Source organism: Halomonas sp. A020 (assembly GCF_027943625.1).
GTDB lineage: Bacteria > Pseudomonadota > Gammaproteobacteria > Pseudomonadales > Halomonadaceae > Vreelandella > Vreelandella piezotolerans.
The window spans coordinates 3,426,938-3,447,411 of record NZ_AP022850.1 but is presented as its reverse complement, the minus strand read 5'-3'; the positions used below and the strand labels follow the sequence as shown (position 1 = coordinate 3,447,411).

The 20,474-nt window shown below is 56.8% G+C and carries 17 protein-coding genes; 8 read left to right on the top strand and 9 right to left on the bottom strand.

Annotated elements, in window-relative coordinates; all coding sequences use genetic code 11:
• Positions 1–7 precede the first annotated feature (7 nt).
• Positions 8–784, bottom strand: a complete 777-nt coding sequence (locus FRH_RS16230) for a glycerophosphodiester phosphodiesterase family protein (protein WP_239283553.1) — start codon at positions 782–784, stop codon at positions 8–10.
• A gap of 176 nt (positions 785–960) precedes the next feature.
• Here FRH_RS16230 and FRH_RS16225 point away from each other — a divergent pair, with 176 nt between their 5' ends.
• On the top strand, positions 961–1,938 hold the full coding sequence (locus FRH_RS16225; RefSeq protein ID WP_139527344.1) for an NADPH:quinone reductase: 978 nt from the start codon (positions 961–963) through the stop codon (positions 1,936–1,938).
• A gap of 20 nt (positions 1,939–1,958) precedes the next feature.
• Here the strand turns inward: FRH_RS16225 and FRH_RS16220 are convergent, their stop codons facing one another.
• Positions 1,959–2,852, bottom strand: coding sequence for a MurR/RpiR family transcriptional regulator (locus FRH_RS16220; RefSeq protein ID WP_239283551.1), 894 nt, complete (start codon positions 2,850–2,852; stop codon positions 1,959–1,961).
• A 188-nt stretch (positions 2,853–3,040) separates the two neighbouring features.
• On the opposite strand from FRH_RS16220, the gene FRH_RS16215 reads away from it, so the two are divergent.
• The 7 genes from FRH_RS16215 to FRH_RS16185 all read left to right on the top strand — a co-directional run bounded on the left by FRH_RS16215 (position 3,041) and on the right by FRH_RS16185 (position 12,220).
• Positions 3,041–3,850: an enoyl-CoA hydratase-related protein gene (locus FRH_RS16215; RefSeq protein WP_239283533.1), complete on the top strand. Its 810-nt coding sequence runs from the start codon at positions 3,041–3,043 to the stop codon at positions 3,848–3,850.
• 72 nt (positions 3,851–3,922) lie between these two features.
• Positions 3,923–6,103, top strand: a complete 2,181-nt coding sequence (locus FRH_RS16210) for an acetate--CoA ligase (protein ID WP_239283531.1) — start codon at positions 3,923–3,925, stop codon at positions 6,101–6,103.
• Complete coding sequence (locus tag FRH_RS16205; protein ID WP_239283520.1) at positions 6,100–6,903, top strand: enoyl-CoA hydratase-related protein; 804 nt, start codon at positions 6,100–6,102, stop codon at positions 6,901–6,903. Before FRH_RS16210 ends, FRH_RS16205 begins: the two co-directional genes overlap by 4 nt.
• Positions 6,904–7,049: 146 nt before the next feature.
• Positions 7,050–8,888: an SLC13 family permease gene (locus FRH_RS16200; RefSeq protein WP_153843714.1), complete on the top strand. Its 1,839-nt coding sequence runs from the start codon at positions 7,050–7,052 to the stop codon at positions 8,886–8,888.
• A gap of 113 nt (positions 8,889–9,001) precedes the next feature.
• Positions 9,002–9,760, top strand: coding sequence for a DeoR/GlpR family transcriptional regulator (locus FRH_RS16195; protein ID WP_139527350.1), 759 nt, complete (start codon positions 9,002–9,004; stop codon positions 9,758–9,760).
• Between the two features lie 145 nt (positions 9,761–9,905).
• Complete coding sequence (gene glpK / locus FRH_RS16190) at positions 9,906–11,390, top strand: glycerol kinase GlpK (protein ID WP_281997260.1); 1,485 nt, start codon at positions 9,906–9,908, stop codon at positions 11,388–11,390.
• Between the two features lie 605 nt (positions 11,391–11,995).
• Positions 11,996–12,220, top strand: coding sequence for a hypothetical protein (locus tag FRH_RS16185; protein ID WP_044628033.1), 225 nt, complete (start codon positions 11,996–11,998; stop codon positions 12,218–12,220).
• Positions 12,221–12,322: 102 nt separating this feature from the next.
• Here FRH_RS16185 and FRH_RS16180 read toward each other — a convergent pair whose 3' ends face one another.
• The 7 genes from FRH_RS16180 to FRH_RS16150 all read right to left on the bottom strand — a co-directional run bounded on the left by FRH_RS16180 (position 12,323) and on the right by FRH_RS16150 (position 20,163).
• Positions 12,323–13,963 (bottom strand): FAD-dependent oxidoreductase, encoded by a 1,641-nt coding sequence (locus FRH_RS16180; protein WP_139527352.1) that lies wholly within the window; start codon positions 13,961–13,963, stop codon positions 12,323–12,325.
• Positions 13,964–14,088: 125 nt separating this feature from the next.
• Entirely contained in the window at positions 14,089–15,828 is a 1,740-nt protein-coding gene (locus FRH_RS16175) for an ABC transporter substrate-binding protein (protein ID WP_153843717.1), read from the bottom strand.
• 82 nt (positions 15,829–15,910) lie between these two features.
• Positions 15,911–16,183 carry a DUF2160 domain-containing protein gene (locus tag FRH_RS16170; protein WP_044628030.1) on the bottom strand — a complete coding sequence of 91 codons (273 nt, stop codon included), beginning with the start codon at positions 16,181–16,183 and terminating at the stop codon, positions 15,911–15,913.
• Between the two features lie 11 nt (positions 16,184–16,194).
• On the bottom strand, positions 16,195–17,088 hold the full coding sequence (locus FRH_RS16165; RefSeq protein ID WP_062359364.1) for a carbohydrate ABC transporter permease: 894 nt from the start codon (positions 17,086–17,088) through the stop codon (positions 16,195–16,197).
• A gap of 1 nt (position 17,089) precedes the next feature.
• Positions 17,090–17,977: a sugar ABC transporter permease gene (locus FRH_RS16160; protein ID WP_044628028.1), complete on the bottom strand. Its 888-nt coding sequence runs from the start codon at positions 17,975–17,977 to the stop codon at positions 17,090–17,092.
• Positions 17,970–19,070, bottom strand: coding sequence for an ABC transporter ATP-binding protein (locus tag FRH_RS16155; RefSeq protein WP_139527355.1), 1,101 nt, complete (start codon positions 19,068–19,070; stop codon positions 17,970–17,972). Before FRH_RS16155 ends, FRH_RS16160 begins: the two co-directional genes overlap by 8 nt.
• Positions 19,063–20,163, bottom strand: a complete 1,101-nt coding sequence (locus FRH_RS16150; RefSeq protein ID WP_239283518.1) for an ABC transporter ATP-binding protein — start codon at positions 20,161–20,163, stop codon at positions 19,063–19,065. The genes FRH_RS16155 and FRH_RS16150 overlap by 8 nt, the downstream gene beginning before the upstream one ends.
• Positions 20,164–20,474 lie beyond the last annotated feature (311 nt).

Below are 20,474 nucleotides of genomic sequence, written 5' to 3'. Positions count from 1 at the left end.
TGGCAGGTTAAGCAGACTGGCCCGCACGTTGGCGATTATCTAAATATCGCTTAAAGGCGGCGGGCTCATCGGTAATGGCACTGGTCACGCCCCACGACCAGCGGCTGGCAAAAGCGCTGGGGTCGTTAGCGGTGTAGCAGAGTATCTGGTAGCCATCGCGGCACATGGCAGCGGCTTGCATCTGCTTGAGCCTTGGCCAGTGGGGGTGAATACTAAACGCCTGTACCGCCTCACACTGCTCACGCCAGTGCTTGGGCACACTACCAAACAGGGCGCCTAGTGCCAGTGCTTCTTTAGGGGCGTGGTGTCGGCAATGGGCAAGGGCGGTCGAGTCAAACGACGAGATCACCACCCGCTCGGGAGGTAGAGCCTCTAAAACGACGGGCAGTACCTCATCCACCAGGCGGATGGGGTCACGGCCTTTATTGACCTTGATCTCTAGGTTAACGCCCATCTCCAGCTCGTTCAGCAGGGAGAGCATGGCCTCCAGGCTGGCCATTTTTTCTCCGGCAAAGCGATCACCAAACCAGCGGCCTACATCGAGCTGTTGGGCCTGCTGCCACGTGAGGTTGGCAAGCTCTCCTCGACCATCCGAGCAGCGGCTCACATCGCTGTCGTGCCAGATGACGGGTGTATCGTCTTTCAATAGCTGCACATCCAGCTCTACCCAGGTGGCACCGGCTTGTTGGGCCGCACGGACGGCGGTTAGGGTGTTTTCAGGCGCTGCCGCTGAGTAGCCTCGATGGGCAATAAGCGTAGGAACAGAAATAGCAGGATGCGTCATGTCCAGTCCGTGGGTAGTGGCTGATAAACGGAGTGATCACCATTGTTGGCACAGTCTAGCACGCAGCCATGACAGCCGTGTGTCGGTTTAGCGGGCTAATCACTTGATTTAATGTGCCCAACGCGGTTGGATAGCGTCCAGGGTATGTCCAATAATCAATAACAGGAGTCTCATGAATGTCTAAGCGTATCCAGTTTTCCAAGACCGGTGGTGCCGAGGTGTTGGAGTGGGTGGAGGTCGAACCGGCTGCCCCCGCCGCCGGCGAAGTGCGTATCGCCAATAAAGCGGTGGGGCTCAACTTTATCGATATCTATTTCCGCACGGGGCTGTATCCCGCGCCTGCCATGCCGTCTGGGCTGGGAACGGAGGGCGCTGGCACGGTGGATGCCGTCGGCGAAGGTGTGACGCATCTCAAGGTGGGTGACCGTGTGGCGTATGCCCAAGGCCCGCTGGGTGCTTATGCGGAATTGCACACGCTACCTGCCGCTAAAGTCGTCAAATTGCCTGACTTTATCGATTTCGACACTGCCGCTGCCAGCATGCTCAAAGGCCTAACGGTGCAGTACCTGCTGCGCCAAACCTATGCACTCAAGGGCGGTGAGACCATTTTGTTCCACGCGGCGGCTGGTGGCGTTGGCTCCATTGCTTGCCAGTGGGCCAAAGCGCTCGGCGTCAAGCTGATTGGCACGGTCAGCTCCCAAGAAAAAGCCGATCTTGCCATGGCCAACGGCGCTTGGGCGACCATCGACTACACCAAGGAAAATGTGGTGGAGCGCGTACGCGAACTCACCCAGGGTGAGATGTGCGACGTGGTTTATGACTCCGTCGGTAAAGATACCTGGGAAATGTCGCTGGACTGCTTGAAGCCCCGCTCGTTGATGGTGAGCTTTGGCAACGCTTCTGGCCCCGTCGATGGCGTGAACATCGGTATTCTGAACCAGAAGGGCGCGCTTTTCGTCACGCGCCCGAGCCTGAACGGCTACGCTGACACGCGTGAGCGCCTAGAAATGATGTGCGACGAATTCTTCGGCATGATCGAAAGCGGAAAAATCCACATCGACGTGGCTAACCGCTACCCGCTACAAGAGGCTGGCAAGGCACAGGATGCGCTGCAAAGCCGTAAAACGACGGGCTCTACGATTCTATTGCCGTGATACCTACTCGTTATCGACACTTACTCGATATCGACGTAAGCACCCAACTGACGCATTCGGCTCTCAAAACGGGTCACGTTGTCGACCAGCTGGTCAGGGCCGAATGCCACGCACTCCGCTAGAATCGCTTCGCTGAGCGTAATCGCCGCCAGTATCGACGGGAAAAAGTGCGGCGTGGCGTTGGCGACGGTAAACGTCATGCAGGCACCCGGCACGAGTGGCGATCGCAGCGTATCGGTAATCACGATGGCTTGAACGCCGTTGGCGCGGGTAATTTCCAGCGCCTTCATCGTCTCGGCGCAGTAGGGCTCAAAGCCAAACGCCACCACCACATCCTGCTCACTGAACGGAGCCAATTCGGTGAGCAAGCCTCCCTCCTGGCCGCGAATGAGCGTCACTTCCGGCATCGCAATGCGCCCCACGTAGGCAAAGTGGTACGCGCAGGCGAAGGTGTCTCGAAACCCGACCACGGCGACTCGCCGTGCGGCCAAGATTCGCTCGGCGGCCTCTTTGACGCGCGTTTGGTTATCCGCCGTAAACAGCCTGCCAATATTATCGAAGGCAGCGTCGCCTACCTCCGCAAACAGCGCCGCTTCTGGTTTTCGGTGCTGCTGCTTCAACTGGCTGGCGCGGCCGGATAGCTCCACCGGCGCTGCTTGCACTGCCGATTGAAACACTTCCCGAAATGGCTCGTAGCTCTCGAACCCAAGCCGCTTGGCTAACCTGACCAGAGTGGAGGGAGTGACGGATGCTGCCTGAGCCGTTTTGCGGATCGACTGAAACGCCATCTCTGCAGGGTGTTCCAGCACATAGCTGGCGGCACGCTTGAGCTGTGGGCTAAGCGCTGCGTAGCTCTCGGCTAGCTGCAGGTGAATGCTGTCCAGGCTGATGGCGTGAGTGGCGTTGTCTGGCATGGCACCCTCTTTCATGGAAAATAAAACATTTGTACCAATTATAAATGTTTTTGCTACAGATGTATTGACGCCGTCCCAGCGACTACTTTATCGTTCAAAAAACACATTCGTTTCTTTTTATTTTAAATAAAGAAACAAACGTTTCGTTGAGTTTTGACGACTGTTCCGAGGAGGTTAGAAAAAGCACCATGCCTGCTGACGCTACTGCGCTGCCCAATTATGAAACGCTGCTGGTGAGTTTAAATGCCCGCGTAATGACCGTACGACTGAATCGCCCGCAGCGCCTCAACGCCGTTGTTGAGGCGCTCTACCAAGAGCTGCTGGATGTGCTGCGAATAGCACAGCAGTCGCCTCAGGTCCGGGCGGTGGTGCTGACCGGTGAAGGGCGCGCGTTTTGTGTCGGTGCCGATATGAAGGCCCACGGCAGCGCTAAGCGCACGCTGTTTCAGCGCCGGGCCTATTTGCAGCTGGGTAACGACGTATGCGAGGCCATCACCCAGCTCGGTAAGCCGGTGGTGGCGGCAGTGAACGGTTATGCGCTGGGGGCAGGCGCGGAAATGGCCGTCGCCTGCGATTTTGTCGTCATGGCCGATGACGCGCAGATAGGCTTTCCAGAAACCAGTATCGGGACGTGCGTAGGTGGCGGCGTTTCCAAACTGCTTCCCCAACTGGTGGGGCTCACTCAGGCCCGCCGCCTGCTCTACTTAGGTGACAAACTTTATGGGCCTGAAGCCGCCGAGATGGGGCTAGCGCTGGCGAGCCATCCGCAAACGCAACTGATGGCCGAAGCCCAGCTGCTTGCCGAACGGCTGGCCAAGCAGGCGCCTGTGTCCATGGCGATGTTAAAGCCGCTGGTCAATCGCAGTACCCATACAAGCATGGAGAGCCAGCTACAGCAGGAGTTGGACGCGGTGTTTACCTGTTCCACGACCGATGATTGGCAAGAGGGGGTCGATGCCTTTGCCGAGCGGCGAGCGCCTAATTTTCAGGGCCAATGAGTGTGGGCTTAACCCTTAAAAACGAGTTCTGAATCAAGCCGTCGCGCACTTCTTTGTCAAACAGGTTTCGCCATGAACACTATCGAAGGTCATCTTCCAATCCGCAGCCCGCTGCATGACATCTTAGCCCCCACCGGCATTGCCATCGTTGGAGCCTCTGCGGACCCGACCAAGCGGGGCTATAAAGCCATGATCGGGCTGATCAACGGCAGCTACCGGGGAAACATCTACCCGATCAACCCAAAAGCCGATCATATTCTAGGTGTGAAGGCGTGGCCCTCTATTGCCAAGATGCCGGGCAGCCCCGAGCTTGCGCTGCTGTGTACGCCTGCCGCCACCGTGCCTGCGCTGATTGCCGAGTGTGGCCGCCGGGGGGTGAAAGGGGCGGTCATTCTGGCCAGCGGGTTTGGCGAAACCGGCGAAGAGGGGGCAGCGCTGGAGGCACAGATGATGGAGATCGCCCGTGCCCACGGCGTGCGTATCATCGGCCCAAACACTTCTGGCATGTTTAACCTGCACCACCAAATTAACTTGCTGGCGCTGGATAACGTCAAGCCGGGTGATATCGGTATTATTTCCCAATCCGGCAATATGCTGCTCTCTCTTGCGCTGGAAGCCCAGCATAACGGGCAAGTGGGGTTCAGCACCTACGCTGGTCCTGGCAACCAGAGCGATATCGGCTTTAACGATTACCTGCGCTATTTAGGGGAGGACGAGCACACTCGCGTGGCTACGCTCTACGTGGAGGGCTTCCGTGATGGGCAGCAGTTTCTGAAAGTGGCCCGTGACGTGACCGCCATGAAGCCGGTGGTGGTGTATAAATCCGGTGCCACCGAGCAGGGCCAAAAAGCCGCCAGCTCCCATACCGGTGCGTTGGCCGGTAGCTACCAAATGACCGTCAATTTGTTGCGCCAGGCAGGCGTTAGCGTGGTGCAGTACTCCGATGAAATCCTGCCCGTGGCGGAAGGATTGGGGCGGCTCCAAAAAGCCCCCGGTAAGCGCGTGGCGGTGATTTCTGACGGCGGTGGCCAAGCCACCATTGCCGCCGACCGGTTATCGGAAGCGGGACTGACACTGGCCGAGCTTTCTGACGCTACTCGCTCTGCACTGCGCGAGGTGTTACTGCCTCAGGCATCTACCCTTAACCCGGTGGACGTGGCAGGCTCCTCGGATGCTAACCCTTCGCTGCTTGCACGCTGCATCGAGCTGGTGATGGCGGATGAAGGCGTCGATAGCGTCTTTCTGGTGGGCATGTTCGGCGGGTACAGCCTGCGTTTTGCAGAATCACTGATGGGCGACGAAATGCGCGGCGCAGAGCGCATGGTAGAGCTTGCTCAAGCCTCTGAGAAACCCCTGGTGATTTACAGCCTTTATGCGCCGATCAAACCGCCTGCGTTGCGCCGTCTACACGAAGCCGGTTTGCCGGTGTATTCCTCGATTGAGCATGCGGTGCGCGTGCTTGCTGCCCTAGGTGAGCGAGGAGAGTACCTGGCCCGCCAACAGGCACAAGAGACGATAGCGCCCGCCGCGCCATCGGAAACAGGCAAGACCATGCTAAAAGCGGCCAAGGCGGAAGGGCGCGATTTATTGGAGTTTGAAGCAAAGGCGCTGCTGGCGGAGCACGGGATTACCGTACCTACCGAGTGGCTGGTACGCCAGGAGGAAGAGCTGGCCAAGATCGCCGAGCAAACCGCAAAAGCGCCGCTGGCGATGAAGGTGGTTTCAAAAGACATTCTGCATAAATCCGACGCGGGCGGGGTCAAGCTCAACTTAGTGGGTGACGCCGCACTGCGCGATGCCTTTCAGGCCATTCACTCAAACGCCCAGGCTTACGACCCGAACGCCGAGATAGAGGGCGTGCTGGTCACGCCCATGGCTGAGAAAGGCGTCGAGATGATTATCGGCATGCTGCGCGATCCGATGTTTGGCCCGGTGCTGATGTTTGGCTTAGGCGGCATTTTCGTGGAGGTGCTAGAGGACGTTGCCTTCCGCTCGCTGCCGCTGACCCTGCGCGACGCACGCTCCATGGTCGATCAAATTAAAGCGCAGAAAGTGCTGGCAGGGGTGCGGGGGGCTGCAGGGGTCGATAAGGAAGCGCTAGTGTCGCTGCTGATGCAGGTGTCTCAGCTCGTAGAGGCTTACCCAGATATTTGCGAACTAGACTTGAACCCGGTGATTGCCTATCCAAAAGGCCATTCTGCCGCTAACTACGCCATCGTCGATGCCCGAATCATTGTGGAGCGCCAACCATGAGCCAACCATTACCCGCATTAACCGATACCACTCTCACTCTAGATAATCGTGTGGCGACACTTACCCTTAATCGCCACGACGTGCGTAATGCCTTAACGGGCACCGCACTCGTTGACGACATCGTCGCCACCGCCGCCTGGGTGAATGGCTGCCAGGAGGTATCGGTGCTGTTGATTACCGGAGCGGGCAGTGCGTTTTGTGCCGGTGGAAACGTAAAAGACATGGCCGAGCGCGGCGGCGATTTTGCGGGGGATGTGGCGGAAGTCGCCGAGCGCTACCGCACGGGCATTCAGCGGATGCCGCTGGCACTCCATAAGGTCGAAGTGCCCATCATTGCCGCCGTCAATGGTGCGGCCATCGGTGCCGGATTCGATTTGGCCAATATGGCGGATATGCGTATTGCCTCTCGCAAGGCGAGCTTTGGGGAGACCTTTCTCAATCTGGGGATCATTCCCGGTGATGGCGGGGCATGGTTCATGCAGCGGCAGATTGGTTATCAGCGTGCCTTCGAACTGACGCTCTCTGGCCGAGTGATCAGTGCCGAGGAGGCGTTTGCTTACGGCATAGTGCTGGAGGTGGTCGAGCCCGAACAGCTTATGGAAACCGCGATGGCCCATGCCCAACGCATTGCGGCTCAGCCGCCCAAGGCGACACGTCTGACTAAACGGCTAATGAAAATGGCGCCGGATATGGAGCTGAGAGCCTTTCTGGATGTCTGTGCCGTTTTTCAAGGCATGTGTCATAACGAGCCGGAGCATCTTCGAGCCGTGGAGCGGCTGATGGCACGTATGAAACGCTAACCCGCGTCTTACCACTGGCAGTTCGTGGCGATATTGATTTGCCAGAGCTTGTACGTTCGTATAGTCATCGTCTAATGTGTCGCTCAGTACGCTGCACTTTCCTCGTCGGGAGAGCGGTGGGTATCACATAGGGAGATGGCGCTCTGATGACTCTGGAAAGTTTAGGACTGACCCCCAGCACGCTGGTGTTTATCGTGTTGGGACTCACGCTGGCAGCCTTCATCTGGGGGCGATTTCGTTACGATTTAGTGGCCCTGGCGGCGTTGCTAGGCTCGGTGATGCTGGGCCTTGTCCCTGCCGATGAAGCGTTTTCCGGTTTTGGCCATCCAGCGGTGATTACCGTGGCGGCCGTGTTGGTGTTAAGCCGTGGTTTCGAGCGCTCTGGCGTGGTGGATGTCATTGCCAATCAGGTGCTCAAAGTGGGTGAGCGCTTGATGCTACAGCTACTCGTGTTGGTGGGCACCGTGGTGGTGCTTTCTGGCGTGATGAATAACGTCGGCGCACTGGCGCTGTTGTTACCGGTGGCGATGCGCCTTGCCCGTGAACACAATACATCTCCCTCATTGCTGCTGATGCCGCTGGCATTTGGCTCTCTGTTGGGTGGTCTGACCACGCTGATTGGCACGCCACCCAATATCATTATTTCCGCCTACCGAGGCAATATCACTGGCGACAATTTTGGGATGTTCAGTTTCTCGCCCGTGGGAGTCGCGGTGGCACTGGTGGGGTTGATGTTTATCGTGATCGTGGGCTGGCGATTGACGCCCAAGCGCAATAGCCAAGCCGCTACGGACGATATGTTCGATACCGCCAACTACTTGGTCGAGCTGAAAGTGACCGAGGATTCCAAAGCCAACGGGCTTACCCTGCAGCAGCTGCGCGACGAACTGGAGGAAACCATTCCCGTCTTGGCGGTGGTACGTGAAGACAACCGTCGAGCAGGCTATCAGTTTCATGGCGTGCTTCGCGAGGGCGATATTCTGCTGTTGGAAGCGGGTCCCGACGAGCTGAAACTACTGGAAGATAAAGTGGGCTTGAGCGCGATTGCCGAGCCGGAAGAGCCTGAGGAGGGGCAGTCAAAGGGCGATGATGAAGGCAAAGACGATGAACGTCAGCCGGTCGATACCGAAGGGTTGCAGCTCATCGAAGCCGTCGTGCGCAACGATTCGATGATGATCAATCGCAGCGTGCGCCAGTTACGTCTCAACCATCAGTTTGGCCTGCACCTCGTGGCCGTAGCCCGTGACGGTGGCCGCTTGAAACAGCGCCTGCGCGACATTCGTTTTCAAACCGGCGACGTGCTGCTATTGCAGGGCAGCGAAAACGAAATCGCCGATAGTTTATCGACGCTGGGTTGTTTGCCGCTGGCCAACCGCGAGCTTCACCTGGGACAGCCGCGAAAATTGGCCGTTTCAGTGGGGATTTTCGCCCTGGCAATCGTGGCCATGCTGCTCGATTTGCTGCCTGCTGCCGTCGCCATGAGCAGCGCCGCACTGGTGTCTCTATTGATCGGCGTGCTGCCCTTGCGTGATGGCTACCAGGCCATCGACGGGCCGGTGATCGTGTTGCTGGCCGCCATGCTGCCGGTGGGTGAAGCGCTGGAGACCAGCGGCGGTGCAGATATCATCGCCGAGGCGCTGCTACGGTTTGGCGTGGAGTGGCCGATCGTCGTGTCCTTGGTGGGGCTATTTTTGCTCTCCATGCTGCTCTCCAACGTGGTCAACAACGCCGCGGCGGCGCTGCTCATGGCGCCCATTGCGTCCAGTCTTGCCAACGGCTTCGACGCCTCGCTCGATCCGTTTTTAATGGTGGTGGCCGTCAGCGCCTCCTGTGCGTTTTTAACGCCCATTGGGCACCAATCGAATACCTTGGTTCTCGGGCCAGGTGGTTACCGGTTTGGCGACTACTGGAAACTGGGACTGCCACTCTCGCTGGTGGTCATGGCCACTGCCATCCCAGCCATATTGTGGGTATGGCCCCTGTAGAAGATCAATGGAGCACTGGGCTCCGGCCTGTTCGTGGTTCGCGCTATTAGATTCCGAAAATTTTGCTAATCTATTACGCACATAGACCAATAAATATCGAACAGGCCGGGCTTATGAATCAACAGTATCGCCAGGATGCCATCGTCGAACTGGTTCGCCAGCACGGCTACATGAGTATCGAACAGCTCACCGAACACTTCGCGGTCACGCCACAAACCATTCGTCGAGACTTGAACACTCTGGCCAACGAAGGTCGCGTGCGCCGCGTACATGGTGGTGTCGGGGTCGAGTCAAGTACGGTCAATACGGCTTACAGCACCCGCAAAACGTTGCACCTCGAAGAGAAAGAGCGCATTGCCCGCTGCTTGGCACAGCATATACCCCATCATGCCTCGCTGTTCATCAATATCGGGACCAGCAATGAAATGATCGCCCAAGCGCTACTGGAGCACCAAGGTTTGGAGATCATTACCAACAACCTCAATGTGGCGGCGATTCTGCAACACAAAGAGGACTTCACGGTGATCATCGCGGGCGGTCAAGTGCGCTCCCGTGATGGCGGGATCATCGGCGAAGCCACCATCGACTTCATCAATCAGTTCAAAGTGGATTATGGAATCATCGGGATCAGTGGCATCGACGAAGATGGCTCGCTTCTGGAGTTTGACTACCAAGAGGTACGCGTTGCCCAGGCGATCATTGCCAATTCGCGAAGGGTGTATTTAGCCGCAGACTACTCGAAATTCCACCGAAACCCAGTGGTGCGCCAAGGTAACATTTCCCAACTGGATGCGCTGTTTACCGATCGTAAGCCCCCCGAGGCGATTCAGCGACTGCTCAACCAGCACGATGTGGCGCTGCACATTGCTTAGCGCCTGTCACGACAGTGCTCAGGCTTTGGCTAAGGTGGCAGAGTTTCATACTTGAGCATTCCAGGCGCCTAGAGTAGCCTCTGATGATAATAAAACGAAACAAAACAGACAAAATCGAAAGAACCTACAACAAAGTGAATGCGCTATGTCCTCCTTTATTCTCGCCATCGATCAAGGCACGACCAGCTCCCGCGCCATTCTTTTTGACCGCCAAGGCCAAATTGCGGCAGTTGCCCAACAAGAGTTTCCTCAACACTTCCCACAAGATGGGTGGATCGAACACGACCCGGAAGATATCTGGGAATCGGTGATCGCGACCTGCCGGGAAGTGCTCAGCAAAGCCCAGATAACCCCCGAGCAAGTGGATGGGGTCGGCATTACCAACCAGCGTGAGACCACGGTGGTGTGGGATCGCGACACAGGCAAGCCGCTGTACAACGCCATCGTTTGGCAAGATCGTCGCACCTCCGAGCGCTGTCAGGCGCTACGCGACGAGGGGCATACTGAGTTAGTACAGTCGAAAACTGGCCTATTGATCGACCCTTACTTTTCTGCCACCAAACTGGCCTGGATTCTCGATTGCGTCGAGGGCGCCCGCGAGCGTGCTGCCCGGGGCGAGCTGGCGTTCGGCACCGTCGATAGCTTTTTGATGTGGCGTTTGACCGATGGTAAACGTCACGTGACCGATGCCACCAATGCCTCGCGCACGGCGCTGTTCAACATTCATGACCAAACCTGGGACGAAGAACTGCTGGCGCTATTTGATGTACCCGCCAATATGCTCCCCGAGGTGAACGATTCCAGCGATGATTTTGGCACGGTCGAGGCCCACTGGCTGGGCGCGCCGCTGCCGATTGCAGGTGTCGCGGGTGATCAGCAGGCGGCGCTGGTGGGGCAGGCGTGTTTCAAACCTGGTATGGGTAAAAGCACCTACGGCACCGGCTGTTTCATGATCGTGAATACCGGGGAAACGGCCTCGGTATCGCGTAATCGCCTGCTGACCACCATTGGCTACCGTATCAACGGCAAACCTACTTACGCCATGGAGGGGAGTATTTTCGTAGCAGGCGCCACGGTGCAGTGGCTGCGAGATGGTCTGAATCTGTTTGCGGATGCCTCGGAAACCGAAGCACTGGCCCAGAAAACCCGCAGAGGGCACAGCGTTTACTTGGTGCCTGCGTTTACCGGCCTGGGCGCCCCGCACTGGGACCCTAAGGCCCGTGGCGCTATTTTTGGCCTGACGCGTGACACTGGCATCGCCGAAATCGTCGCGGCGGGGCTTCAGGCGGTGTGTTACCAAACCCGCGACCTGCAGCACTGCATGAACGATGATATGGAAGCGTCACCGGGTAACCTCCGTGTGGATGGCGGTATGGTGAAAAACAGCTGGGTCATGCAGTTTTTGGCCGATATGCTCAATGTCCAAGTTGACCGTCCGACCATTTTGGAAACGACGGCCCTGGGGGCGGCTTACTTGGCAGGGTTACGTCTTGGCTGGTACGACACGTTAGAGGAGATCGAGCAGCTCTGGCGTTGCGAGCGCAGCTTTACGCCCTCCATGGAAGAGGCGATCCGTGAGAAGCTCTACCAGGGCTGGTTGGATGCGGTATCCCGGGTGCGCTCTACGTAAAGAACGTCGCCGCGAAGCGCCATAAAAGATGCCGTTGTCAAACAGCGGCGTTTTTTTATGGCGGTTTTTTAACGAAGCCATCGTCCTTGGTCGTATAGAGAAATCGTTATTTAGGAGTAAACTGCATCCGTTTTTAATGAGCAGGCGTTTTTCATCTTTTAAAGGCGCGTTAGTTCTTCTCCATTGATTTTTTCTTACCCTTTTAAAACAGTCGTTTAACTCTCTTCTTGAAAGTCTACGTCATCGATAGCGCTTCTATGGGTGTTATGTAGTCAAACTACAACCCAGCCTGCTGCCAATGATGCATTGTGAGCATGGCAGCCGTGAACCATAGTGAAGTCATGGATCAGGGCGGTGTTTTGTTATCCCGATACGTCGCACTCATCCTTGCTACATACCGAGGCGCTGCCGTATTACCAGGGCGCTTAAGGCGAAGGTCTTGTAACGCTTGTGACCGTTTCGCAGTTACCGAACTGGGCACTTACCCGGCCCAGCATGAGTAGCAATGTCACCATTCGTCGTTAATTAAGATGGCTGCTCGATTATTCATTACGAAGTATCAAACAATAACGAGCAGCGGCTGACCATACCATGAGGGACTAACCATGAACTGCATCGAATTGAGCCAACAAGCCGACCGTATCGCTAGCTCTTTCAGCAAGCAAGATTTAGCCAAGCTAGTATTGGCGCTGAAGAGCAATCGTGAGTCGCTCCAACATGCCGTCGAAGTCATCGACACCATTGATAGTCGTTCGGGCTGTACGCTGGAAGAAGCATGGGATGAGGTATTAGCGGGCGATTCTCAACTTCTCGTCGAACACGAAGAGTGATGCCTTAACACACTGACTCACGATATTAATACCCCCTGCTATTGCGTTAGCAGGGGGATTTTTATGTGAGCAAGAGTGACGGTTTAGGATGATCGCTTCTGTTTAAGAGAGCGTTTCAACCGGCGGCCGAGATGTATCACGATTCTCTTTGAAGTAGGTGGTAAACCGTTCTTCTGCTTCTTCGCCAAAGAGGACCCGACAGGCCTCTTTGAGGCCTGGCGACTGGCGCAGCTGCTCATGGTGAACGACCAGCGACACCTTGGCGCGGCGGCGTAAGAAGTCTTCCAACTGCGTGATCATCTCATGGTCACGCGCGTGCTCGAGTTCGCAGCGGATGTACTCGGTGCCTTCGATCAAAATATCGGCTTCAGAAGGGTCTTGGCGAATTTTCTCAAGCATGGGAATCGCTTGTTCTGCATAACGTCGCCATAGTCTTGAGGAGAGCGGCTCTGAAGAGGTAGCCGCCGTCATGGCATCCAGGTTCATGCGCTTGGCTTGATCCATAAACTGCTGCTTCACCGGCTCGGGCGGCTCGCCATACCAGTGAAAGTTAGGATCGCTGAGCGCCACGCCAAGCGCTTTTACCTCTTCGGCAATTTCATCGCCCACGTTGAGGCAATCAGTGAGCTTGCCGCCAAAGATACTGATATGGGCACTCTCTGCATTGGTATCGATGACATGCTTGCGCGATAGCTGCAGGAAGTCGCGGTCGCTGCCCTGGTCGGCCTTGATGGCGAGAGGGCGTACCCCGCAGCGCGTCGATATGATGTCGGCTTGGGTGAGCGGTTTGTCGAGCGTCAGGCGCTTGTTGATGTTCTCCAAAACGAACGCGATATCGTCGGCGGTGACGTCGACCTCGGGGTGCTCCATATGGGTGTCGGTGGTGCCGACACAGGTGCGGTTGCCCATCGGAATGACGAAAAATAAGCGTCCATCATCGGCAAAGAACGCCAGCACCCGCTTGGTGTCGGTTAACTGCGGCACAATCAAGTGAATGCCTTTCGAGTAGAGGTGCTGGTGGGACGTTTTTTGCCCCGTCAGGGCATTGTGCTGGTCGACCCAGGGGCCAGCGGCGTTGATCAATACTTTGGAACGAATATTGAAAGTGCTGCCATCCATTACGTTGCGGGCTTTGGTCACCCACACGTCGCCTTCACGCTCAGCGCCCAGCGATTCGACATAGTTGGCAGCGACGGCACCGTAATTGAGCGCATGGCGCACGAAGTTGAACACGAAGCGAGCGTCGTTATCATGCAGGTAAGCATCCGAGTACTCGAACCCGCCAACGGCACCTTCAATGTCGATAATCGGCTCTTCTTGCTTGATCTTTTTGGGCGAGAGTAGGCGCGGTAGCTTGGTAAAGCCGTTGCCCATGAGCCAGTAAAGCCAAGTGCCCGCCCACAAATAGCGCGGAGAGTGGCGGAAACCTTGTGTAATCGTGGTGAGGAAACGAATTTCTTGAACGGTAGACGGGTAGCTTTTGATTAAGTGGTTGCGGCTTTTGCAGAGCTTACGTACCAGCGCAAAGTCTTTGCTTTCCATGTATTTGATGCCGCCCCAAACCAGGTTCGAGGAGTGCATGCTGGTACTGCCAGCAAAGTCGCCACGGTCGATTAGGGCTACTTTAGCACCTTTGCCCGCAAGAGCAGCGGCGGTTGCTGCACCATTGATGCCGCCACCGATAATCAGTGCGTCAAAGTCATCAGTGTGCAATTTCTCGACATTACGGTTACGCAGTTTCATAGCGGTTCCAATTAATTAAGAAAAAGCCCCGTGTCGGTTGCGGTCTCAACGAGTGGAGAGGGCAACAATGCCCGCCGCTGATGACACCACGGAAAAGGGGCGGGCTGGCGCCCGCCCTATAGGTCTTAGCGGGTGCCGGCCGCCATCCATGCTTCCATCATTTCATCGTAAGGAACGGTGGTGCCTTGCGGCATCTCGTTATCCAGCTTTGCTTTGGGTGCGCCTTCCTGGTCAAGCCAGTACTGCGGGTCGCGTTCTTCGTTCAGCACCGGGGCATAGCTGTCGAAGACGTTGGCCCGTGCCAAGCGGTTCATGGTGTTGTCCATGTCGGCGGCGAGCTTGTCGAGGCCTTCTTGGGGCGTGACTTCACCACTCATCACCGGTGCCAGGTTCTGCCACCACAGCGGTGCCATGCGTGGGTAGTCCGGTACGTTGGTGCCGGTAGGGGTCCAGTTAGACTCGTTGGGGCTGCGGTAGAACTCCACCAGGCCGCCCAGTCGGGGTGCCATTTCGGTCATCTGCTCGGAGAAGATGTCCGACTCGCGAATTGGCGTTAGGCCCGCCATCAGTTTTTCCAGCGAGGTGGTTTTCGCCACGGTGAACTGGGCAAACAGCCAAGCGGCCGTGCGGCGATCTTCAGGCGTAGAATCGAAGAAGGTCCAGGCACCTACGTCCTGATAACCCACCTTCATGCCCTCTTCCCAATAGGGGCCAGTGGGAGAGGGTGCCATGCGCCACAGCGGGTTGCCTTCGTCGTCGGTGACGGCAACAGACGGGTCGGTCATGTCGGCGGTGAAGGCGGTGTACCAGAAGATCTGCTGAGCGATATGGCCCTGGGCGGGCACGGGGCCAGCTTCACCAAAGGTCATGCCCTGGGCTTCGGGCGGTGCGAAATCACGCAGCCAATCCACGGCTTTCTGCATGGCGAAGACGGAAGCAGGTGAGTTGGTCGCACCACCCCGGCTTACGCTTGCGCCGACCGGCTGGCTCTCTTCATTCACACGAATACCCCAGTCATCCACCGGATTGCCGGACGGTACGCCGGGGCTACCCATGCCTGCCATGGAGAGCCAGGAGTCGTGGAAGCGCCAACCCAAAGAGGGGTCGCGGCGGCCGTAGTCCATGTGCCCGTAGACCTTAGTACCGTCGATCTCACCGACATGCTCGGTAAAGAATTCGGCGATATCTTCATAAGCGGTCCAGTTGGTGGGCACGCCTAAATCGTAGCCGTAAATGTCACGGAACTGCTCTTGCAAGTCTTCACGCTGGAACCAGTCATAACGGAACCAGTACAGGTTGGCGAACTGCTGGGTAGGGAGCTGATAGAGGCTGCCATCGGGGCCGGTGCCATACTGCAAACCGATGAAGTCGTCCAGGTCCAGCGTCGGCAGGGTATAGTCTGCCCACTCGTTCTCCATGGCTTCGCTAAGGTTGATGGTGGTGCCGTAGCGAATATGCGTGCCGATGGAGTCGGTGTCGTTGACGAAGCCGTCGTAGATGCTGTTGCCCGACTGCATCTGGTTCTGCATGGTGTCGACCACGTCACCTTCGCCGATGATGTTATGGGTCAGGTTGATGCCGGTCAGCTCGCTAAACGCGGGAGCGAGCACTTCGCTTTCATACACGTGCGTGGTCAGGCCTTCCGCTACGGTCTGAATATCCATGCCCCGGAACGGCTCGGCCGCTTTGGCAAACCAGAGTAGTTCTTCGATCTGCTCCTCGCGGCTGAGCGTCGAATCTTGGAAGTGCTCGTCTACCAGGCGCTCCGCTATGGCCCGCGCGTCGTGGTCATCTGCCATGAGACTTCCCGATGCGAGCATTAGGCTAGCGGCGAGGGTAGTGAGTTTGAACTTGTTATTACGCATGTTGACCTCGTTTTGTTGTGCTCTTCCTTGATGACGTGAGCGTCCTTGATACCGCCGTACATCCGCTGAGAAAGCCGTTGGCCTAGCCCCAGCGCATCAACACCAGCAGCCATACCGCTGATAGTGCCAGCGCTATCCAAATGGATAGCGTTGTGAAGCCAATCACCCCCAGGTGAATAAACGCGGCGGAGAGCAGGCCGATGAACAGCCGGTCGCCGCGGGTGGTGCTAATGGGTAGAAACCCCTTGCGTTCGACGGTGGGGGATAAGATCTCCCACAGCGTCATCCCTGCTAGCATCGCTGCAATGGATGAAAAGAAAATGGCAGTCGGTGTCGTCCATACCATCCAAGACATAACGGTGCTCCTTAGGTGCGGCCCAGGGCAAAGCCCTTGGCGATATGGTTGCGAACGAAGTACACCACCAAAATGCCCGGCACGATGGTCAGCACCCCGGCGGCGGCCAGTGTGCCCCAATCGATACCCGACGCGGTGGAGGTCCGTGTCATGATCATGCCAATCGGTTGGGCATCGGTCGCTGTTAGCGTGCGAGCCAGCAGCAGCTCGACCCACGAGAACATGAACAGGAAGAAGAGCGTCACACCGATACCGGAACGGATCATAGGGATGAAGATCTTGATGAAGAAGCGTGGAAAGCTATACCCATCGATATAGGCCGTCTCATCGATCTCTTTCGGCACGCTGCTCATGAAACCTTCCAAAATCCAGATGGCCAACGGAATGTTGAACAGGCAGTGGGCCAACGCCACGGCAATGTGGGTATCGAACAAGCCTACCGAGTAGTAGAGCTGGAAATAGGGCAGCAGGAACACCGCAGGCGGTGCCATCAGGTTGGTGAGCAGCCAGAAGAACAGGTGCTTGTCGCCGATGAAGCGGTAACGGCTGAACGCATAGGCGGCAGGTAGCGCCACACAGATGGTGATCAGCATGTTGAGCGCTACATACAACATCGAGTTCACATAACCCATGTACCAGCTTGAGTTAGTGAAAATGCCGATGTAGTTATCGAACGTCAGGTTTTGGGGCCATAGCGTCATGGAGCCCAAAATCTCGCTGTTGGTTTGCAGCGACATGTTGATAAGCCAGTAAATTGGCAAGATCATCAGAAACAGATAGAGCCCCAAGAGAAACCGCGCGCGAAAGCGACTGCGAGCGTTGCGCTTGCGCCGTTGGGCCGGGGTCGTGCGGCTAAATATGGTGTTGTACTTCTCGCCCTGCTGGGCGTTGTCTATGCGGTACATATCATGCTCCCCCGTGCGGGTTCTTATCTTTTTGCATGTGCATGATGGTGGTGTAGAAGACCCAGCTCACCAGCAAAATGACCAGGAAGTAGATGATCGAGAACGCGGCAGAGGGTCCTAGATCCTGCTGGCCGATGGCCATGGTGGCCAGTGACTGGCTCAGAAAGGTCGTGGAGCTACCCGGGCCGCCGCCGGTCAGTACGAAAGGTTCGGCGTAAATCATGAACGAGTGCATGAAACGCAGGAGCACCGCAATGACCAGCACGTTGGTGAGCTTGGGAAGCTGGATGTAGCGGAAGATGGCCCACTTGGAGGCGCGGTCGATACGCGCGGCTTGGTAGTAAGCCTCGGGAATCGAACGCAGGCCGCTGTAGCAGAGCATGGCCACCAGTGGGGTCCAGTGCCACACGTCCATCAAAATGATCGTCGCCCAGGCATCCCCCGCATTGCGGGTAATGTTGTAGTTGATGCCCAACTCCCGCAGGCCCCAGCCCATCAGGCCGATATCGCCACGGGTGAAGATCTGCCAAATGCTGCCCACCACGTTCCAAGGGATCAGAAGCGGCAGGGTAATCAAGATCAGTACGGCAGAGGCCTGCCAGCCGCGCTTAGGCATGATCAGCGCAATGCCAATGCCCAAAGGCACTTGGATGGCGAGAATGGTCAGGGAAAACAAAATCTGACGCACGAAGGCATCGCGCAGCGCCGAGTCGTTCAAGATGCTATGAAACCACTCGGTACCGGTGAAGAAGCGGGCATTAGGGCCGAGCACGTCCTGTACCGAGTAGTTGACCACGGTCATCAAAGGAATGATGGCGGAAAAGGCCACCAGCACCAGCATGGGAAGTACCAGTAGCCATGCGCGGTTATTGAGTACTTTGTTATTCATGGCCGATCTCCACTAGGTATTCATCGACATAAAGCGCGATGTGCTGATCGGAAAACGTGGCGTGGGCCGCGTCCCCGATCGGCGCATGCCCCTCGGGCAGCCTTGCCTTGAACAACTGGCCATTGAGGGTAAAGCTCAGCAATGAATAGGTGCCCAAGTCCTGCAGGTTGACCACTTCAATAGGTACGCTGTCAGCCCCGGGGGTTTGGCTGACGGAAATGAACTCAGGGCGAATGCCGAGTTTGATATTGCTAGAGCTAGACGCCGCCACGCTGCGGCTAATGGCCTCGTTCACAGGTAGTGGCAGATCGCCAAACATCACATTGCCCGCTCGATGGGTAACGCTCATGAAGTTCATGCCTGGGCTGCCAATGAAGTAACCCACGAAGGTATGCGCCGGTTTTTCGAACAGCTCACGAGGCGTGCCGAACTGCACCACCTGGCCGTCGTACATCACTGCGATCTTGTCCGCGAAGGTAGAGGCTTCGAGCTGATCGTGGGTGACGTAGATCATGGTGATATTGAAGCGCTCATGGATCTCTTTGAGCTTGCGGCGCAGCTTCCACTTCAGCTGTGGATCGATCACCGTGAGCGGCTCATCGAACAAGATGGCGGAGACGTCGTCACGCACTAGGCCGCGGCCCATGGACACTTTCTGCTTCTCATCGGCGGTGAGGTTTTTGGCTTTCCGAGAGAGCAGCGGCGTAAGATCGAGTATGTCGGCAATTTCACGAACTTTCGGGTCGACCTTGTACTCGGGAGTGTTCATGTTGCGTAACGGAAAAGCCAGGTTGTCGTACACCGTCATGGTGTCGTAGATCACCGGGAACTGAAACACCTGGGCAATGTTGCGCTCCTCCGGTGGCAGCTCGTTCACGCGATGCCCGTCGAACAGTACGTCACCTTCTGAAGGCTCCAGCAGGCCCGAAATGATGTTCAACAGCGTTGATTTACCGCAGCCCGACGGGCCCAGCAGGGCATAAGCGCCGCCCTGATGCCACACGTGATCCATCTGACGAATCGCGTAGTCGCTGTGGCTGCTAGGACTTTTGCTATAGCTGTGCGCCAAGCCTTTTAAAGTAATCTCAGCCATGGGCAACGCTCCCTTGAGCAGAAGAGGGGATGTGCACGGTGCTGCCCTGTTTATCGAAGGCGTAGAGCTGATGCGTTGGGAAGTACACGTTGATCGCATCGTTGACGTGAAACTCGTGAATTCCCGCTAAATGTAGCACCAGTGGGAAGCGCTCATGGCGCACGTGTAAGAACGTTTCAGAACCGCTTATCTCGGCGACGTCGACCCTGACTGGCAGCTCGAGATCGTCGACTGACTGTGGGTTGAGGGTGATATGAGAGGCGCGCACGCCAAAGTCGTAATCGCCAGGGGCTAGCATCTGCAGCGCTGGGTCGCAGGGAAAATGTAGCGACTGATCGAAGGTGATGTCCGTCGCGGTGAGTTTGCCGGGCACGATGTTGATCGGCGGCTCGGAGAACATCTCGGCGCTGTGGCGACCGTTGGGCTCGCGATAGACTTGCTCGGTGGGGCCGTACTGGAGCAGCCGTCCTTCGTGCAGCACGGCCGTATTGCCGCCGAGTGCCAGCGCTTCGTTGGGTTCGGTGGTCGCATAAACGGCAATGCAGTTACGGGCTTTGAACAGCTCACGCAGCTCGTCGCGGAGTTCTTCGCGCAGTTTGTAGTCCAGATTGACCAACGGCTCGTCGAACAAAATCAGATCGGCATCTTTGACAAGTGCCCGTCCCATGGCCGTCCGCTGCTGCTGTCCGCCGGAGAGCTCTTGCGGGTAGCGATCAAGGAGATGTTCGATATGCAGCATTTCGGCAATGCTGCCGACACGGCGATCGATTTCCTGCTGAGGCGTTTTGGCTAGTTTCAGCGGTGAAGCAATATTGTCGCGTACCGTCAGGCTGGGGTAATTGATGAACTGTTGGTAGACCATCGACACGTTGCGTTTGCGAACCGACACGCCCGTGACGTCTTTGCCGTCCATGAAGATGCGCCCGCGGGTAGGTTGCTCCAAGCCTGCCATGAGACGCATGAGCGTGGTTTTGCCTGCTAAGGTCCGTCCCAGCAATACGTTGAAGGAACCGGGTTCCAGTTCGAGATCCACCCCACTGATGTGGGATTGACCCCCGACGACATGGTCGATGTGTTGCAAATGTAAGGACATGCCAATCTCGCTAGCGTCGTTGTTATTGATAGGTGGTATCGATATGGGTGGTATCGTCGATAGTTGCGCAGCGCGCTGATCGCGGGATGGGTGGTTGGTCATGTTTGTTGACCGTTTATTATCAGACAACCTACCCAGGCGATATTTTCATTAACGAAAGGCTAGTTGATCATTTTCGAACTTGCAACGCTTTTGATGGCCGTTTGTATTCGCTTTTAGGCGTAGAAAGAGCCCGAATGGTGCTTTTTTGACTCGTTGAATCGACAGCTGAGCGTTCGGCAATGGCTTTTGAGTGCTTTCATGTTCGTTTG

Coding starts and splice junctions, on each gene's coding strand:
- FRH_RS16205 (WP_239283520.1), top strand. CDS start 6,100: ATGAGCCAACCATTACCCGCATTAACCGATACCACTCTCACTCTAGAT.
- FRH_RS16160 (WP_044628028.1), bottom strand. CDS start 17,977: ATGAATAACAAAGTACTCAATAACCGCGCATGGCTACTGGTACTTCCC.
- glpK (WP_281997260.1), top strand. CDS start 9,906: ATGTCCTCCTTTATTCTCGCCATCGATCAAGGCACGACCAGCTCCCGC.
- FRH_RS16165 (WP_062359364.1), bottom strand. CDS start 17,088: ATGTACCGCATAGACAACGCCCAGCAGGGCGAGAAGTACAACACCATA.
- FRH_RS16215 (WP_239283533.1), top strand. CDS start 3,041: ATGCCTGCTGACGCTACTGCGCTGCCCAATTATGAAACGCTGCTGGTG.
- FRH_RS16150 (WP_239283518.1), bottom strand. CDS start 20,163: ATGTCCTTACATTTGCAACACATCGACCATGTCGTCGGGGGTCAATCC.
- FRH_RS16230 (WP_239283553.1), bottom strand. CDS start 784: ATGACGCATCCTGCTATTTCTGTTCCTACGCTTATTGCCCATCGAGGC.
- FRH_RS16200 (WP_153843714.1), top strand. CDS start 7,050: ATGACTCTGGAAAGTTTAGGACTGACCCCCAGCACGCTGGTGTTTATC.
- FRH_RS16225 (WP_139527344.1), top strand. CDS start 961: ATGTCTAAGCGTATCCAGTTTTCCAAGACCGGTGGTGCCGAGGTGTTG.
- FRH_RS16195 (WP_139527350.1), top strand. CDS start 9,002: ATGAATCAACAGTATCGCCAGGATGCCATCGTCGAACTGGTTCGCCAG.
- FRH_RS16185 (WP_044628033.1), top strand. CDS start 11,996: ATGAACTGCATCGAATTGAGCCAACAAGCCGACCGTATCGCTAGCTCT.
- FRH_RS16170 (WP_044628030.1), bottom strand. CDS start 16,183: ATGTCTTGGATGGTATGGACGACACCGACTGCCATTTTCTTTTCATCC.
- FRH_RS16155 (WP_139527355.1), bottom strand. CDS start 19,070: ATGGCTGAGATTACTTTAAAAGGCTTGGCGCACAGCTATAGCAAAAGT.
- FRH_RS16210 (WP_239283531.1), top strand. CDS start 3,923: ATGAACACTATCGAAGGTCATCTTCCAATCCGCAGCCCGCTGCATGAC.
- FRH_RS16175 (WP_153843717.1), bottom strand. CDS start 15,828: ATGCGTAATAACAAGTTCAAACTCACTACCCTCGCCGCTAGCCTAATG.
- FRH_RS16180 (WP_139527352.1), bottom strand. CDS start 13,963: ATGAAACTGCGTAACCGTAATGTCGAGAAATTGCACACTGATGACTTT.
- FRH_RS16220 (WP_239283551.1), bottom strand. CDS start 2,852: ATGCCAGACAACGCCACTCACGCCATCAGCCTGGACAGCATTCACCTG.